We start from the raw sequence: 15,880 nt of genomic DNA on the forward strand, positions 1-15,880 counted from the left end.
TCTTCCTCACACCCGCTCGATGATGGTCGCGACGCCCATGCCGCCGCCGATGCACAGGGTGACCAGCGCACGACGGGCCTGACGGCGCTCCAGCTCGTCCACCACGGTGCCGACCAGCATCGCGCCGGTGGCGCCCAGCGGGTGGCCCATCGCGATGGCGCCGCCGTTGACGTTGACCTTCTCCTCCGGCAGGTTCAGGTCCTTGATCCACTTGAGCACCACCGAGGCGAAGGCCTCGTTCAGCTCGAACAGGTCGATGTCGTCGACCGTGAGCCCGGCGGTGGCCAGCACCTTCTTGGTGGCCGGGGTGGGGCCGGTCAGCATGATCGTCGGCTCGGAGCCGACCGCGGCGGTGGCGACGATGCGCGCCCGCGGGGTCAGGCCGTACTGCTTGCCGATCTCCTCGCCGCCGACCAGCACGATCGCGGCGCCGTCGACGATGCCCGACGAGTTGCCGCCGGTGTGCACGTGGTCGATCTTCTCCACCGAGTGGTACTTCTGCAGCGCCACCGCGTCGAAGCCGCCCATGTCACCGATGGTGGTGAAGGCGGGCTTGAGCTTGGCCAAGCCCTCGATCGAGGTGCCGGGGCGGCGGTGCTCGTCGTGGTCGAGGATGGTCACGCCGTTGATGTCCTTGACCGGCACGACCGACTTCGAGAAGTACCCGCCGGACCAGGCCGCTTCGGCCTTCTCCTGCGAGCGGACGGCGAACGCGTCCACGTCTTCGCGCGAGAAGCCCTCGATGGTCGCGATCAGGTCGGCGCCGATGCCCTGCGGCACGATGTAGTTGTCGTACGCGGTGGACGGGTCCATGAACAGCGCCCCGCCGTCCGAGCCCATCGGTACCCGCGACATCGACTCCACACCGCCGCCGATCACCAGGCGGTCCCAGCCGGAGCGCACCTTCTGCGCGGCGATGTTGGTGGCCTCCAGGCCGGAGGCGCAGAAGCGGTTCAGCTGCACGCCCGCCACGGTCTCGGGCAGGCCGGCCACCAGCGCCGCGGTGCGGGCGATGTCACCGCCCTGCTCACCGACGGGCGAGACGACGCCGAGCACGATGTCGTCGATCACCGCGGGGTCGAGGTTCGGGTGGCGCACCTTCAGCTCGTCGATCAGGCCGACCACCAGGTCGACCGGCTTGGTGCCGTGGAGCGCACCGCCCTTGTTCTTGCCGCGAGGCGTGCGGAGCGCCTCGTAGATGTACGCCTCACTGCTCACAACTGGGTCCTCCCGGTACTGCGTGTACTGGTCAGTAGTGCTAATACTGACTAACTTATCCCCGACAAACCCCAGGGTGTCAATGGGTTGCGAGCCAATCGACACTCGCTAGAGAATGTTCACCTATGGAACCTACGCCCGCGCGTGGCAAACGGCCACGCGACCGCAAGAACCAGCTCGCCGGAGTGGCCGCCGAGCTGTTCCGCGCGCGGGGTTACCACGGGGTGGGCATCAACGACATCGCCGCCGCGGCCGGGGTCACCGGGCCCGCGCTGTACCGGCACTTCGCGGACAAGCAGGCGATCCTCGCGCACGTGGTGCTCTCCGGCATCGACGACATGGAGGCCGCGACCGCGCAGGCGGTCTCGGACAGCTCGGTGCCGGGTCCCGAGCAGATCGAGGCGTTGCTCACCTGCCTGGCCGGGCAGGCCGTGGAACGCCGGGAGATCGCCGCGCTCTGGCGTTGGGAGGGCAGGCACCTGCCCCGCGACGACCGGCGCGAGATCCGGCAGCGCTCGGGCGAGGTGCTCGCGTCGTGGGCGAAGTCACTCCAGCTGGTCCGCCCGGACCTGACGCCGGAGGACGCGGAACTGCTGTGCTGGGCGGGACTCAGCGTGTTCGGCAGCGTGTCCGTGCACCACACGAGCGTGGCGAAGCGCCGGTTCGCGCAACTGCTGGTCGAGCTGGCACGGCGCGTGCTGCACACCGAACTGCCCCCGGCACCGGAGACCGCGCCCGCGCCCGTCCCGCCGGGGATCGGGCAGCCGTCCCGCCGTGAGCAACTGCTCTCCGCCGCGACGGAGCTGTTCTCCCAGCGGGGTTTCCACGCGGTGAGCATGGAGGAGATCGGCGCCGCGGCCGGGATCACCGGGCCCAGCGTGTACCGGCACTTCGCCGGCAAGTCGGCACTGGTGGTGGCGATCTGCCGCCGGGCGGCGGACCGGCTGGCCCTCGGCGCCGAGCACGCCTTGCGCGGCAGCGCCCCGCCGGACGAACGCGAGGCGCTCCGCCGGCTCGCCGAGTCGTACGTGCGGACGCTGACCGGTTCGGCGGAGCTGAGCGTCGCCTTCTCCGGCGACCCGCTGAACCTGCCCGAGCAGGACCAGGCCGAACTGCTCCGGGTGCAGCGCGACTACGTGGCGCAGTGGGTGCAGCTGCTCTCGGCGGTCCACCCCTCGTTGAACGCGCGCGAAGCCAAGATCACCGTGCACGCCGCGCTCACCATCGCGAACGACCTCGCCCGCACGCGGCGGGTCAACGCCAGGCCGAATCTGCCCGCGGAGCTGCACATGATGATGATTTCGGTGCTCGACCTGGGCTGAACCTCGTTCCGGGGTGCCAATTCCGACCCCGTCACTGGCGTTCGCCACCGCCCCGGGTTAACCTACTCACGAGTAGGTAAGCGATGACGGGAGGGCGGCCATGGGCACGCCGGGGAAGAAGCGCGACGCCATGGGCCTTGGCCTCGCCGCGCTGACCAAGCTCGCGGGGGTCAAGGCGATCGACCGGGCCGGGCTGCGCAAGCCGATCGAGTCGCTGGTCTCGTCGGCGACCCGCGGCGGGTTCAAGGCCGCCGGTGCCGCCGGGCGCTCGTTCAAGGCGATCCAGCGGCGTGACGCACCCGAGCGGCTGTCGGCGGCGCCGGACAGCGGGCAGTTCGACCTCACCCCGTCCGAAGAGCAGCAGATGATCGTGGAGACGGTCCGCGAGTTCGCCGCCGAGCAGCTGCGGCCCGCGGCCGCCGAGGCCGACGCGAAGCTGACCACGCCGGACGGCCTGCTCACGCGCGCCGCCGAACTGGGCGTGACGCTGGTGGGCATTCCCGAGGAGCTGGGCGGCGTCGGCACCGAGCGCTCGGTGGTGACCGGGGCGCTGGTCGCCGAGGCGCTCGCGCACGGCGACCTCGGGCTGGCGGTCGCGGTGCTGGCCCCGTCCGCGGTGAGCACGGCGCTGGTTTCCTGGGGTGACGCCGAGCAGCAGGCCACCTATCTTCCGGCGTTCGTCGGGGAGAACGTGCCCGCCGCCGCGTTGGCCCTGCAGGAGCGCGCGCCGCTGTACGACCCGTTCAAGCCGGGCACCAAGGCCCGCCGCACCCCGCACGGGTACAAAGTGGACGGTGTGAAGTCGCTGGTCCCGCGCGCCGCGCAGGCCGAGCTCTTCGTGGTGTCGGCGGATCTCGAAGGCCGCGGGCCCGCGCTGTTCATCGTGGAATCTTCGAACGCGGGCGTGAGTATCGAGGGCGAGCCCGCGATGGGCCTGCGTGGCGCGGCCACCGGGAAGCTGCACCTGGACGGGGTCTCGCTGCCCGCGTCGGCGCTGCTCGGTGGTGGCAAGCCGGAGGTTTTCGCCGAACTGGTGCGGCTTTCGCGGCTCGGCTGGGCCGCGCTCGCGGCGGGTACGGCGAAGGCCGTGCTGGACTACGTGATCCCGTACGTCAACGAGCGGCAGGCGTTCGGCGAACCGGTCAGCCACCGGCAGGGCGTGGCGTTCCAGGTCGCCGACATCGGCATCGAGCTGGAGGGCCTGCGCCTGGTCACCCTGCGCGCGGCGGCGCGCGCCGAGCAGGGCAAGCCGTACGCGCGGGAGGTCGCGCTGGCGCGGAAACTGGCCGCGGACAAGGGCATGAAGATCGGCAGCGCCGGGGTGCAGCTGCTCGGCGGGCACGGCTTCGTCAAGGAGCACCCGGTCGAGCGGTGGTACCGCGACCTGCGGGCGGCCGGTGTTCTCGAAGGCTCGGTCCTTCTCTGATCTGCTTTGGCGGGAAAGGGTTTCACCATGATCAATCTTGAGGTCCCGGCCAAGGCGCGGGCACTGGTCAACCAGGCTTATCAGGCGGCGGCGGAGGTCTTCCGGCCCATCTCGCGGAAGTACGACCGCGCCGAGCACGCCTATCCGTCCGAATTGGACATGTTCGCGGCGCTGCTGGACGGGCTGAACTCCTCGGGCGAGGGCGGCGCGGGCGCGGCGGGCGTGCGGCGTGACGAGAAGGCGGACAAGAAAGCGTCCGGCAACCGCAACGGCGCGAACCTGAACGTCGCGCTGGGCACGATCGAGATGTGCTGGGGTGACGTCGGCCTGCTGCTGTCGATGCCGAGGCAGGGGCTGGGGAACGCGGCCATCGCGTCGGTGGCGAACGAGGAGCAGCTGGGCCGGTTCGCCAAGATCTGGGCGGCGATGGCGATCACCGAACCGGACTGCGGCTCGGACTCGGCGGCGATCAACACCACCGCCCGCCTGGACGGCGACGCCTACGTGCTCAACGGCGAGAAGATCTTCGTGACCTCGGGCGAGCGCGCCGACGCCGTGGTCGTCTGGGCCACTTTGGACAAGTCGAAGGGCCGCGCGGCGATCAAGAGCTTCGTGGTGGAGAAGGGCACGCCGGGGTTCGAGGTGGTGCGGCTGGAGCACAAGCTCGGCATCCGCGCGTCGGACACCGCGGTGCTGCGCTTCGACAACTGCCGCGTGCCGAAGGAAAACCTGCTGGGCACGCCGGAGATCGACACCAAGAAGGGGTTCGCGGGGGTCATGCAGACCTTCGACAACACCCGTCCGCTGGTGGCCGCGATGGCGGTCGGCGTCGCCAGGGCGGCGCTGGAGGAGACGGCCCGGATCCTGGCGGAAGCCGGCGTCACGGTCGACTACGACAAGCCGGCGCACCACCAGCACGCCGCCGCGGCCACGTACCTGGAGCTGGAGTCGGACTACGAGTCGGCTTACCTGCTGACGCTGGAATCGGCGTGGATGGCGGACAACCGGAAGCCGAACTCGTTGCAGGCGTCCATGGCCAAGGCGAAGGCGGGGCGGTCGGTCGTCGACATCACGCTGCGCTGCGTGGAACTGGCGGGGGCGCTGGGCTACACGGAAGAGTCCCTACTGGAAAAGTGGAGCCGCGACGCGAAGATCCTGGACATCTTCGAGGGGACGCAGCAGATCCAGCAACTGATCGTGGCGCGTCGCCTGCTGGGGAAGTCTTCGTCGGAACTGAAGTAACCGCGCGCGGGGCCGCTCACGAGGCAAGCAGGTCGAAGTGGAAGCCGCCGAGGAAGAGCACGAGGCTGACGATTCGGATGACCTGCACCAGCCGCTCGTGGTCGAACAACCACTCGACGACGAGCGGCCCCGCGATGAACACCAGCACGCCGGTGAAGTAGACCGCCGGCAGGAAGAGCACGATCAGCAGGACCTGCAGACCGGGGCGCTCCTGCAGGAGGGGGTTCTGGATCACGCTCACCGCGAGCAGGAGTACCGCGACCACCGACAGCGCGATGACGAAGCCGGCGAACCGGCCGTAACCTGAGCGGCCCTCGACCGGCTCTTCCCCGCTGGTGTTCTTCCGGTGGAACTGCGCCATGAGCCGGCGCGCGCTCGCCCCCGGGCGCTCGGTGACCCGCCGCATCCGCTCCGGGCCGATGATGTCCAGCACCAGCACCAGTCCCGACACGAACATCGCGATCTTGCCGATCCGGCCCCACCAGAGGATCTGCGTGCCCCAGAGCCGCATGTCCTTCAGCGCCGGGTTCTCCGCGTTCCATTGGCGCCAGGCCTCGACGAGGTCCACCGCGGTCACCCATCCACCCCCAGAATGTGTCGCCGTGAAAGCGTACTCAGCCCGGCAAGCCGTACCGACTTGAGTCGAGCCACCCGCTTTGGTGGCGTTTGTCGCGAAACCGGGTGGCGTCAACCCATCGAGGCGGCGTGGTCGCGCACTGTCGGAGGGCAGACCACTCTTGCCGAAAGGATGCTCTCCGATGCGCACTTTTCTCGCGCTCACCAGCGCGTTCGTCCTGTTGTTGACGGCGCCCGGCATGGCTTCCGCCGCTGAAGGCGCGTTCACCTACCGCTACTTCGACGAGAAGGGCGAGCTCCAGGTCGGCGCGTTGGTCGATCCGCCCAGTGGTGAGTGCATCGAAATCCCCGAGATCGCCGACTGGGACACCGACGCCTTCAGCCCGCGCAACCGCACCGACTCCCGAGCCGTGGTGTTCACCGATGACGAGTGCGAGAGCGAGGACTACTTCTCCCTCCGCGCCCACACCGGCCGCGGCTCGGACCGGCTCCTGCTGCGGTCGGTCGTATTCAGTTAGCGCTAACCTGGGGGTGTGACCGTCGACACCGCCACCATTCCCGAAGCCGTCCGCGCCGACGTCGAGGCGTTGTGGGAGTTCCTCCGGATCGACGACGAGATCGAACCGGTGGACGTGGCGATCGGGCTCGGCTGCCACGACCCGGGTGTCGCGGTGTACACGGCCGAGTTGTTCCTGCGCGGGGTGTGCCCACTGATCGTGTTCACCGGGGCCAACGCCCCCACCACGATCGGGCGGTTCCCGCGCGGGGAGGCGGTGCACTTCCGCGAGATCGCCGTCGAGCACGGGGTGGCGGAGCAGTCGATCCTGGTCGAACCCGCCGCCAAGCACACCGCGGACAACATCGACTTCAGCCGCGAACTGCTGCGCGAGCACGGCGTCCAGGTCGGCTCGGTGCTGATCACCTGCCGCCCGTACCACCAGCGCCGCGCCTACGCCACGGCCGCGAAGCGGTGGCCCGACGTGGAGATCCGCTGCTCCGCCGACCAGCGCCCGCTGCCCGCCTACACCGCCGGCATCGGGGACGCGACGCTGGTGATCGACATGCTGGTCGGCGAGGCGCAGCGCCTGACCCGGTACGCCGAACTGGGCCACACCATCACCCAGGAGGTACCCGCCGAGGTGACCACCGCCTACCAGCGGCTGGCGGCGGCCGGGTACACCTCGCGCCTGCTCCCGTGATCACCGCCCGAGCTGCCGCCTGACCGCCTCATAGACGTTGTCGCGCGTGCTGATGACGATGACCAGCACCACCAGCTTGCCGTCGTCGATCGTGTAGTAGATTCGGTAGCCACCAACACGAACCCGCATCACCCCGTCGCAACCGCTCAGCTTGCGGCAGCCGGACGGCCTCGGTTCGGTCGCGAGATCCTCGATCGCGTTTTCCAGGGCCTCCACATCCCGTGGCTGCCCCTTGCTCAGTTTGTCCAGGAACTTCTCGGCGCAGCCGGTGAGTTCGACCTCGTACGACACCTAGCCGGCCTGGCTCCTGGTGGTGCGTCGCCGGAACGGCACCCGCGTCTCGGAGCCGTCGGCGAGCGACGCGAGCACCTTGCTCACCTCTTCGGCGTCGACGAGTTCCTCGAGGTCTTCGAGGAGCTGCGCTTTCTCGGCTGAGACGACAGCCGCGGTGCGGCGCCCGTGCTTGGTCAGGTAGGTGGTCTCTCCCGCATAGCAGGCACGATTGATCAACTCGGGCAGCTCGGGGCGCGCCTCGGTCACACTCATCTCGGTGGACATGTACAAAATGTACATTTTTGCCAGACCCAGGGCAAGCCTCAGAGCTGTTCGGCGTGGAACTCGTCGATGTAGCGCCAGGTGGTGCCGCGTGCCTTCCGGCCGGTCAGCACGCCGAGGTGCCCGCCGGGCGCGGTCTCGAACCGCACGTCCGGGGCGTTGTCCAGCAGGCCGGTGAGCCGCTGGACCGCCGCGCGCGGGGCGATGGTGTCGTTCTCCCCGGCCACGATCAGCGTCGGCACCTTCACCCCGGACAGCGAGATGATCCGCCCGTTCAGGTCCACGCTGCCCTCGGCGAGGTCGTTCGCGCGGAAGAACCGGTGGTACAGCTGCCCGAACGTGCGCCCGGGGTAGGCCGCCATGTTGTCCATGAAGTGGTCGACCGCCTCGATCTGGGCGAGGTAGTCCCGGTCGTCCAGGTTCTTCAGTATCGCCAGCGGCTTGGTGATCTCCTTGTGCAGCCCGGTCGCCCGGAACACCCTGCTGACCAAATAGGACGGTGCGCCGCCGAGCACCCGGTAGAAGGGCGTGAGCAGGTGCCCGCCGGTCAGGTCCACCAGCGGCCGGAACGGGGCCACCAGCGGGATCGCGGTGAAGTCGAACGGCGAAGCCACCGTCACCACCGACTCGACCGGCAGCTCCGGCTGGTCGGCGGTGGTCAGCAGCGAGAAGATGCCGCCGAGGCACCAGGCGACCAGGTGCACGCCCTGCCCGCCGGAGTCCTCGCTCACCCGCCGGATCGCGCGCGGCAGGACCTCCTCGATCCAGTGCTCGATGCCGAGCCGCCGGTCGGAGAAGGCGACCGTGCCGTAGTCGACCAGATAGGTCCGCCGCCCGGCGTCGACCAGGTGCTCGGCGAGGCTGCACCCGCGACGCAGGTCGAAGCACAACGCGGGCGCGGCCAGCGGCGGCACCAGCAGCACCGGCGGTCCGTCCGGCGCCTGGCCGCCCGAGGTCAGCCGGTACACCGACCGGTTGGGGCCGTGGTCGATCAGCACCCTCGGCACCGGGCGCAGGTCGGCGACCCCGCCCTTGAGCACCTTGCCGAGCAGGTTGGAGGTCGCGGCGGCCAGCCGGGCCGGCGGTGCTGCCATCGAAAGATCTCCCCTGCTCAGACGGACTCCCTCATCTAACCATCCGAACCGACCGACGGAGCACTGCTCGCGGCACGGGATTCGTACTCGGCCCTGGCGTCGGCGTGCGCGGTGGCGAGCACCTTGTCCGCGCCGAGCGAGCGGGAGATCCACTCGCCCGCCCGCCGCGGCAGCAGGCGGGTGAACCGGCCGACCACATCGAGGGATTTCGGCACGTAGACGTCGAATTTCGGCCGCCGCAACGCCTCGGCGATGGCCGCCGCGACCTCCTCCGGGGACACCGACTTGATCATGCGTGCTTCCGGCAGGCCGCTGGCCAGTTCGGTCCGGACGATGGCGGGCATCACACAGGACACCTCGACGCCGGTGTCCCGCAGTTCGAGATGCACGGCCTCGGAGAGCCCGACCACGCCGTGCTTGGTGGCGCAGTAGGTGGCCGCGCCGGGGAAGCCCGCCTTGCCTGCCATGGAGGCGACGTTCACGATGTGCCCGGTGCCGCGCGGGCGCATCCGGCGGGCCGCCTCCCTGGTGCCGTGGATGACCGCGTGGAGGTTGATCTCCAGCTGCCGCCGGGTGGAGGCGTCGTCCTCTTCTTCGAGCGGGGCGAGCGGCATGATGCCGGCGTTGTTGATCAGCACGTCGATCGGCCCGAGGCGGCGTTCGACCTCGTCGAGGAACTCGGTGAAGTTCTTCGTGTCGGTGACGTCCAGCGGCAGGGCGAGCGCGTCCAGTTCGCCGGCGGTTTTCTCGGCCCTGACCTGGTCCAGGTCGCCGATGGCGACGCTGGCGCCGAGTCCGTGGAGCAGTTCGGCGGTCTTGGCGCCGATCCCCTGCGCACCGCCGGTGATCACCACGACCTTGCCGTGCAGTGAACGCGCTCGCCTGGCCATCATCGGGCTCCTTCACCGTTGAGAGAGCTTGTTGACGTTCTGCCAATCATCACCCCGGGAGGGGCTCGCGTCCATCCCCCACACGTTGTTCGAAGACCTGGCCGGGCCAGCCGTGGTAGTCGAAGGTGACGGTCTTGCGGAAGCCCTGGCGCTCGTAGTAGCGGACCAGGGTGCCGTCCCCGCCGGCGTAGCAGTCGACGCGCACGAGGTCGATGCCGCGGCTCTCGGCTTCGGCGAGTGCGTAACGGATGAGCTCGGCGCCGACGCTGCGACCGGTGAAGCCGCGGGCGGTGATGAGGAGGCCGAGGTAGATCTCGGGCTCGTCGACGGGCGGAACGTGCTCGGGCGGGCCGGGGTCGAGGATGATGGCGCCGGCGGGGATGGCGTCGATCTCGGCCATCACGAGGTTGCCGGCGGTGGCCATTTTGCGCACGCGCTCGACGCGCTTGGGCACCTGGGACCACGGCTCGGTACCCCATTGCTGCGTGTTGCCCCGCTCATTCATCCAGGCGACGGCGCCGTCGAACATTTCGAGCAGGTCTTCGGTGTCTTGCTCGCCCCCAGGGCGGAACTTCAGTTCACTCACAAGGCAGTGAGCGTACGTGGCCTATGTCGGTCGCCCGGAGGGCCAGACACAGGGTGACGACGCGAGCAGGTAGAGGTGGCCGGCGCTCGCCTCCAGCGTGAGCCGGACGGCGTCCTCGCGGTTCTCCACCCAGAGGAACTCGTGCGGCGGTTCGTTGTCGAGCACGCGGAAACCGTTGGCCTCCCACCACGCCTTCATCGTGTCGTAGTACTCCGGGATCCTGGCCGGTTCGATGCCGAGCACCTCGGTGCTCCGGCTCGCGATCACCCGGCCGGGCGGCCCCTGGTCGTCGGGATCGTCGCACGGATCCGCCTCGAAGCGCTGCCGCTCGTGCAGCTCGGCACCGGGCGGGAACTGCCGCAGGGCCGCCGCGAGGTGCTCGTCGACCCTCCGATTGGCCTCCTGCTGGGTGATCGTCGTGTCCACTCCACCGCTCCCTCCGGGGTCGCCACCACACGAGACGCAGCACGCCAGCACCACCGCGGCGATCAGTGACCGTCCCAGATGAAAGCTCATCCCGTGGTCACTCGCGTGTGGTTGCCCGCGATGATGTGCCCCATGTTCCGCAGGGCCTTGTTGCCCTCGCTCCAGTACTCACTGTGCGAATCGATGCTGAGCGGCCACGGCGACTGCGCGGGGCTGGAGTCGAAAACCCGTCCGCCGAATTCCGCGTCGGCCGGGTCTTCACCGTGGAAGGGCTGGTCGTTGACCGGGTCCTTGTCCGCCACGGTGGCCCACACGTGCTCAGGCGGCAGGTTGAGCTGCGACGCGTGGTCGACGGTCGCTCCCGGCCCGGCCACCGAGACCAGTTCATCGACCGGAAGACCACCCTCGCGTGCGGTGACCGCGGCGGTCACGAACCCGTAGCTGTGCCCGAGCAGGGTGTTGTGCGACGGCTCACCGACGTGCGCGGCGCGCAGTCCTTCCTGGAAGTCGCCGAGCGACTCCTTGGCACCGTGCGCGTACTTCTGCTCGATGGCATCGGGCACGGAATCGGGTGCGTCGTAGCCGAGCCAGGTGATCACCGAGGCCGAGCTGTCCGGCGCCGAGCGGAGCGCGGCGTCCTGCATCTTGTCCGCCCGGTTGAGATCGGCCTCGATCTCGGCCAGGCCGGACCCGGTGCCGGGTACGTAGGTGGCCACGTGCTGGGCCAGGTCGGGATTGCCCTTCGCGACGATGGCCTGGCCGTCCCCGCCGCCGTCGATGCCCAGCAGGTAGTGCCGGGACGACGGGTCGGCGCCCTCGGTCGACCCCAGCTTCTGGTCGACCTTGTCGAGCCCCGCGAGTTTGCCGTCGAGCTCCTCGCGCCGCCGCTCCAACTCGTGGAACTCGTCCATCTCCCGCGGGTCGCTCTCCTGGAGACCGTCCAGCTTCCGCTGCACTTCATCGCGTTCTCGCTGCAGGCCACCACGCTGCTCCGCGAGCACGACCCGGTTGGCCCGGTCGCGGACGTCCGCGGGCAGGCCATCCATCCGTCCGAGCGCGGCGGGCCGGTCGCGCAGCAGGATCGCCTGCCCGGCCGGGGACAGCGACGACCACCACGCCGCTTTCTGTGCCGGAGTGGCGTTCTCCGGGGGTTCGGGCAGGGTCAACCCGAGGTCGGCGGTGCCGGCGGCGGCCGCGGCGGCGACCGTGGCCTCGTCGCCGGTGGCGAACTCGCCGTGCCGGGCACGCCGCAACACCGACGCGAGGTCCTTGTCGATGTCGTCCGCCGTGCGCAGGGCCTGCGCCAGCGCGTCGGCCATCTGCTGCCGGACCCGCCCCCGGTCCTCCGGGTGCACTCCCGGCGGTGCGCCGGTGTCGACGACCTGCCCGGTCTCGTCCACCCCGAAGCCGTACCGGTGACCGAGTTCCTCCGCTGCGGCGATGGCTCGTTGCACCGGGGGAATGGCGTCGGCGGCCTGGAGCAGTGCTTTGGCGACCGCGCTGGAACCGGCGACCAACTCCTTGAGCTGCCGCATCAACGCGCCGTGCGCCGACAGCGCGTTGTCCGCCGAGGGACCTCCCCAGCCGGCCACCGGGTGCAGTTTGGCGAAATCGTCCCCGGAATGGACCAGCACCTGTTCCCGCTGCCGGACCGTGCCGCCGATTTCGTTCAACGCACCGGCATTCCACTGCTTGACCTCGGAAACGGTGGTCATCAGCCGGGGCCGCCGACCGGTAACTCCGCACCGGCGGCGCGATCGCCGTCGGCGTAGGAATCAGCGGCCTCGGCCAAGGCGACGGCGTGCCGCTCCGCACCGGTGCACCACGCCGTGAAGGCGGTGGACCAGGAATCGGCGAACGCGGTGGCCGCGCCAGGTGTCTCCCCGCCCGGTACCGCGGCGGCGATCTCGCGGAAAGGCGAGCCGCAATCACCTCCACCGCAGAGGTCGGCAACCACGTCCTGCCCGGCTTTTCCGGCTGCTCTCAACGCATCCGGCACGGTCTGGAACCCCACGTCAGCCCTCCCCAGGCAGCCAGGTCACCATTCGTAGCGAGCGAAGCACTCAAAGCGTACATCGACACCCTGTCAATGGGTAGTCGAATTGCTACGGAAAGCAACAAGATCGATGGCTGCCCAGGCCACTGAATGGTTCAAGCCGGCACTACCCACGATTACGTGAGTAATGCCGGCTCGTAATCCAATCGGGTCAGCGAAGGCCCAACTCGCGGGCGATGAGCATTCGCTGCACCTCGCTCGTTCCCTCCCCGATTTCCAGGATCTTCGCGTCGCGGTAGAAGCGGCCGACGGGGAATTCGTTCATGAAGCCGTACCCGCCGAAGATCTGGGTGGCGTCCCTCGAGTTGTCCATGGCGGCGTTCGACGACACCAGCTTCGCGATCGCCGCCTCCTTCTTGAACGGCTCGCCCCGCAGCATCTTCGAGGCCGCCGCGTAGTACGCCAGCCGGGCGGTGTGGGCCCGCATCTCCATGTCCGCGATCTTGAACTGGATCGCCTGGTACGTCCCGATCTTGTGCCCGAACGCCTCCCGCTCACCCACGTACCGCACGCATTCGTCCACGCAACCCTGCGCCAGGCCAACGCTCACCGCCGCGATCGCCACCCTGCCCTCGTCCAAAATGGACAGGAACTGCGCGTACCCGCGACCACGCGCCCCGAGCAGGTTCTCCTCCGGCACCCGGCAGTCGTCGAACGACAGCTCGTGCGTGTCCGACGCGTTCCAGCCCACCTTCGAATACTTCGGCGCCACGTTGAAGCCGGGCGTACCCGACGGCACCAGGATGGCCGAGATCTCCTTGCGGCCACCCTCCTTCTCGCCGGTCACCGCGGTCGCCGTGACCACGCTCGTGATGTTCGTGCCCGAGTTCGTGATGAACGACTTGCTGCCGTTGAGCACCCACTCCCCACCGTCCAGCTTCGCGGTGGTCCGCGTCGCGCCGGCGTCCGAGCCGCCGCCGGGCTCGGTCAGGCCGAACGCGCCCAGCGCCTCCCCCGCGCACAACGCGGGCAGCCAGCGCTCCTTCTGCTCCTGCGTCCCGAAGCGGTAGATCGGCATGGCCCCCAGCGAAACCCCGGCCTCCAGGGTGATCGCCACCGAGGAATCGACCCGCGCCAACTCCTCCAAAGCCAGGCACAGCGCGAAGTAGTCCCCGCCCATCCCGCCGAACTCCTCGGCGAACGGCAGCCCGAACAACCCCATCCGGCCCATCTGCGCGACGAGCTCGTACGGGAACTCCTCCCGTTCGTAGAACCCGCCGATCACCGGCGCCACCTCGCTGTGCGCGAAGTCCTCGACGGTCTTGCGCAGCGCCTCGTACTCTTCGTCCAGCCGGAAATCGATCATCGTCCGTCCTCCTGCGGGGTCACCACGGCAAGGGCTTCGTCCAGCGCGACCTGTTGGCCGGCCTGGACGCGCAGTTCCTCGACCACGCCGTCGATCGGCGCGGTGATCGTGTGTTCCATCTTCATCGCCTCGACCACCAGCAGCGGCGTGCCCGCGGTGACCACGTCCCCGCGCGCGACCTTCACCACCAGCACGGTGCCGGGCATCGGGCTGACCACCGGACCGGCCGAAGCCGCCTCACCGTGGGCCAGCTGCATGATCGGGCGTTCGCCGATCAGGACCGCGTGGCCGTCCCTGGCCAGCCACAGCCCGCCGTCGACCGGCGCGGTCTCGTACCGGTGGAACTCCCCGCGGTGGCGCAGTTCGAGCTGCCCGTCCCGCCGGGTCGCCGACACCGCCACGGGTTCGGCGTCGTCCACGGTCACCTTCGCCCGCGAGGGCGCGCCTTCGACGCGCACCAGCGCCTCGGTCTCGCCGGAGCGCAGGCGGAAGGTCACCCCGCCGCCACCGCCGATCCGCCACCCGGTCGGCACCGCCCACGGGTCCACAATGGACCCCGAAGGCCAGAGCGCGAGCAGCCGGTCCATCGCGGCGGCGACGAAGAACTCGGCGGGCACGTCGCCCGGGGTCAATGACGCCAGCCCGCGTTCGACCAGCCCGGTGTCCAGCTTTCCCGCGCGCACGTCGGCGTCGGCCAGCAAAGCCCGCAGGAAGCGCACGTTCGTGCCGACGCCGAGCATCGCGGTGTTCGCCAGCGCCAGGTCCAGTCGGTGCAACGCGGCCGCGCGGTCCGGCCCCCAGGCGATCACCTTCGCCAGCATCGGGTCGTAGCTCGACCCGACCTCGGTGCCCTCGCGCACGCCGGAGTCCACGCGGACGCCTTCGCCCGACGGCTCCACCACGCGCAGCACGGTGCCGCCGGTCGGGATGAAACCGCGCGCCGGATCCTCGGCGTAGACCCTGGCCTCCACCGCGTGCCCGGTCAGCCGGACGTCCTCCTGCCGCACGCCCAGCGGCTCACCGGCGGCCACCCGCACCTGCCACTCGACCAGGTCCAGCCCGGTGACCTGCTCGGTGACCGGGTGCTCCACCTGTAGCCGGGTGTTCATCTCCATGAAGAAGAACTCGTCGGCACTGACAGCCGACACGATGAACTCGACCGTGCCCGCGCCGGAGTAACCGACCGCACGCGCGGCCTCGACCGCCGACGCGCCCATGCGCTCACGGGTGGCCTCGTCCAGCAGCACCGACGGCGCCTCTTCGATGATCTTCTGGTGCCGCCGCTGCAGGCTGCATTCGCGCTCGCCCAGGTGGATCACGTTGCCGTGGCCGTCGGCGAGCACCTGGATCTCGATGTGCCGCGGGGTGGTGACGAACCGCTCCAGCAACAGCGTGTCGTCCCCGAAGGAAGCCTTGGCCTCGCGGCGCGCGGACTCCACCGCACTGTCCAGTTCGGACGGCTCCGAGACCAGGCGCATGCCCTTGCCCCCACCACCGGCGGACGGCTTGAGCAACAGCGGGTACCCGACTTCCGCCGCGGCGGCGGCGAAACCACCCGCCGGAATGTCCAAATCGGATGCACCAGGAACCACCGGCACGCCGGCCGCCGAGACCGTGCGCTTGGCCTGGATCTTGTCGCCCATCGCCTCGATCGCGCCGACCGGCGGACCGATGAACACCAGCCCGGCCTCGGCGCAGGCGGTGGCGAACGCGGCGTTCTCGGCGAGGAAGCCGTAACCCGGGTGCACGGCCTGCGCCCCGGTTTCCCTTGCCGCCGCGATGATCGCCGGGACGGACAGGTAGCTGCGCGTCGCCTCGGCGGGGCCGATCCGCACCGCGACGTCGGCTTCGAGCACGTGCCGCGCGTCCGCGTCGGCATCGCTGTAGACCGCGACCGAGCGAATGCCCATGCGGCGCAGCGTGCCGATCACCCGGACGGCGATCTCCCCGCGGTTGGCGACCAGAACCGTGTCGAACAAGGTGA

17 protein-coding genes are annotated in these 15,880 nt (G+C 69.8%); 5 read left to right on the top strand and 12 right to left on the bottom strand.

The window, feature by feature from the left end; translation table 11 throughout:
* Window positions 1-6 precede the first annotated feature (6 nt).
* Window positions 7-1,218 (bottom strand): acetyl-CoA C-acetyltransferase, encoded by a 1,212-nt coding sequence (locus tag JYK18_RS05940; protein ID WP_206801144.1) that lies wholly within the window; start codon window positions 1,216-1,218, stop codon window positions 7-9.
* A gap of 125 nt (window positions 1,219-1,343) precedes the next feature.
* On the opposite strand from JYK18_RS05940, the gene JYK18_RS05945 reads away from it, so the two are divergent.
* The 3 genes from JYK18_RS05945 (at window position 1,344) to JYK18_RS05955 (ending at window position 5,208) form a co-directional block, all read left to right on the top strand.
* A complete protein-coding gene (locus JYK18_RS05945; protein ID WP_206801145.1) occupies window positions 1,344-2,540 on the top strand; it encodes a TetR/AcrR family transcriptional regulator in 1,197 nt (398 codons plus the stop codon).
* Window positions 2,541-2,670: 130 nt separating this feature from the next.
* Window positions 2,671-3,966: an acyl-CoA dehydrogenase family protein gene (locus JYK18_RS05950; protein WP_206804041.1), complete on the top strand. Its 1,296-nt coding sequence runs from the start codon at window positions 2,671-2,673 to the stop codon at window positions 3,964-3,966.
* Between the two features lie 27 nt (window positions 3,967-3,993).
* On the top strand, window positions 3,994-5,208 hold the full coding sequence (locus JYK18_RS05955; protein WP_206801146.1) for an acyl-CoA dehydrogenase family protein: 1,215 nt from the start codon (window positions 3,994-3,996) through the stop codon (window positions 5,206-5,208).
* A gap of 16 nt (window positions 5,209-5,224) precedes the next feature.
* Here the strand turns inward: JYK18_RS05955 and JYK18_RS05960 are convergent, their stop codons facing one another.
* Window positions 5,225-5,785 (bottom strand): hypothetical protein, encoded by a 561-nt coding sequence (locus tag JYK18_RS05960; protein ID WP_206801147.1) that lies wholly within the window; start codon window positions 5,783-5,785, stop codon window positions 5,225-5,227.
* A gap of 181 nt (window positions 5,786-5,966) precedes the next feature.
* Between JYK18_RS05960 and JYK18_RS05965 the strand changes: the two genes are divergently transcribed.
* Together JYK18_RS05965 and JYK18_RS05970 are read left to right on the top strand one after the other, a co-directional pair.
* On the top strand, window positions 5,967-6,302 hold the full coding sequence (locus JYK18_RS05965; protein ID WP_206801148.1) for a hypothetical protein: 336 nt from the start codon (window positions 5,967-5,969) through the stop codon (window positions 6,300-6,302).
* Window positions 6,303-6,317: 15 nt separating this feature from the next.
* Window positions 6,318-6,983, top strand: coding sequence for a YdcF family protein (locus JYK18_RS05970; protein ID WP_206801149.1), 666 nt, complete (start codon window positions 6,318-6,320; stop codon window positions 6,981-6,983).
* Here the strand turns inward: JYK18_RS05970 and JYK18_RS05975 are convergent, their stop codons facing one another.
* The 10 genes from JYK18_RS05975 to JYK18_RS06020 all read right to left on the bottom strand — a co-directional run bounded on the left by JYK18_RS05975 (window position 6,984) and on the right by JYK18_RS06020 (window position 15,875).
* Window positions 6,984-7,274 carry a type II toxin-antitoxin system RelE/ParE family toxin gene (locus JYK18_RS05975; protein ID WP_206801150.1) on the bottom strand — a complete coding sequence of 97 codons (291 nt, stop codon included), beginning with the start codon at window positions 7,272-7,274 and terminating at the stop codon, window positions 6,984-6,986.
* Window positions 7,275-7,541, bottom strand: a complete 267-nt coding sequence (locus tag JYK18_RS05980) for a type II toxin-antitoxin system prevent-host-death family antitoxin (RefSeq protein ID WP_206801151.1) — start codon at window positions 7,539-7,541, stop codon at window positions 7,275-7,277. It lies immediately after the preceding gene.
* A 38-nt stretch (window positions 7,542-7,579) separates the two neighbouring features.
* On the bottom strand, window positions 7,580-8,632 hold the full coding sequence (locus JYK18_RS05985; protein ID WP_206801152.1) for an alpha/beta fold hydrolase: 1,053 nt from the start codon (window positions 8,630-8,632) through the stop codon (window positions 7,580-7,582).
* A gap of 35 nt (window positions 8,633-8,667) precedes the next feature.
* Window positions 8,668-9,522, bottom strand: coding sequence for an SDR family oxidoreductase (locus JYK18_RS05990; RefSeq protein WP_206801153.1), 855 nt, complete (start codon window positions 9,520-9,522; stop codon window positions 8,668-8,670).
* A gap of 49 nt (window positions 9,523-9,571) precedes the next feature.
* Window positions 9,572-10,108 (bottom strand): GNAT family N-acetyltransferase, encoded by a 537-nt coding sequence (locus JYK18_RS05995; RefSeq protein ID WP_307795793.1) that lies wholly within the window; start codon window positions 10,106-10,108, stop codon window positions 9,572-9,574.
* A gap of 21 nt (window positions 10,109-10,129) precedes the next feature.
* On the bottom strand, window positions 10,130-10,534 hold the full coding sequence (locus tag JYK18_RS06000; RefSeq protein ID WP_206801154.1) for a hypothetical protein: 405 nt from the start codon (window positions 10,532-10,534) through the stop codon (window positions 10,130-10,132).
* An 86-nt stretch (window positions 10,535-10,620) separates the two neighbouring features.
* Complete coding sequence (locus JYK18_RS06005) at window positions 10,621-12,249, bottom strand: alpha/beta hydrolase (protein WP_206801155.1); 1,629 nt, start codon at window positions 12,247-12,249, stop codon at window positions 10,621-10,623.
* Window positions 12,249-12,548 (bottom strand): hypothetical protein, encoded by a 300-nt coding sequence (locus JYK18_RS06010; RefSeq protein ID WP_206801156.1) that lies wholly within the window; start codon window positions 12,546-12,548, stop codon window positions 12,249-12,251. Before JYK18_RS06010 ends, JYK18_RS06005 begins: the two co-directional genes overlap by 1 nt.
* A gap of 193 nt (window positions 12,549-12,741) precedes the next feature.
* Entirely contained in the window at window positions 12,742-13,896 is a 1,155-nt protein-coding gene (locus JYK18_RS06015) for an acyl-CoA dehydrogenase family protein (RefSeq protein ID WP_206801157.1), read from the bottom strand.
* On the bottom strand, window positions 13,893-15,875 hold the full coding sequence (locus tag JYK18_RS06020) for a biotin carboxylase N-terminal domain-containing protein (protein ID WP_206801158.1): 1,983 nt from the start codon (window positions 15,873-15,875) through the stop codon (window positions 13,893-13,895). Before JYK18_RS06020 ends, JYK18_RS06015 begins: the two co-directional genes overlap by 4 nt.
* Window positions 15,876-15,880: the final 5 nt, after the last annotated feature.

It is taken from the genome of Amycolatopsis sp. 195334CR, assembly GCF_017309385.1.
Lineage (GTDB): Bacteria > Actinomycetota > Actinomycetes > Mycobacteriales > Pseudonocardiaceae > Amycolatopsis.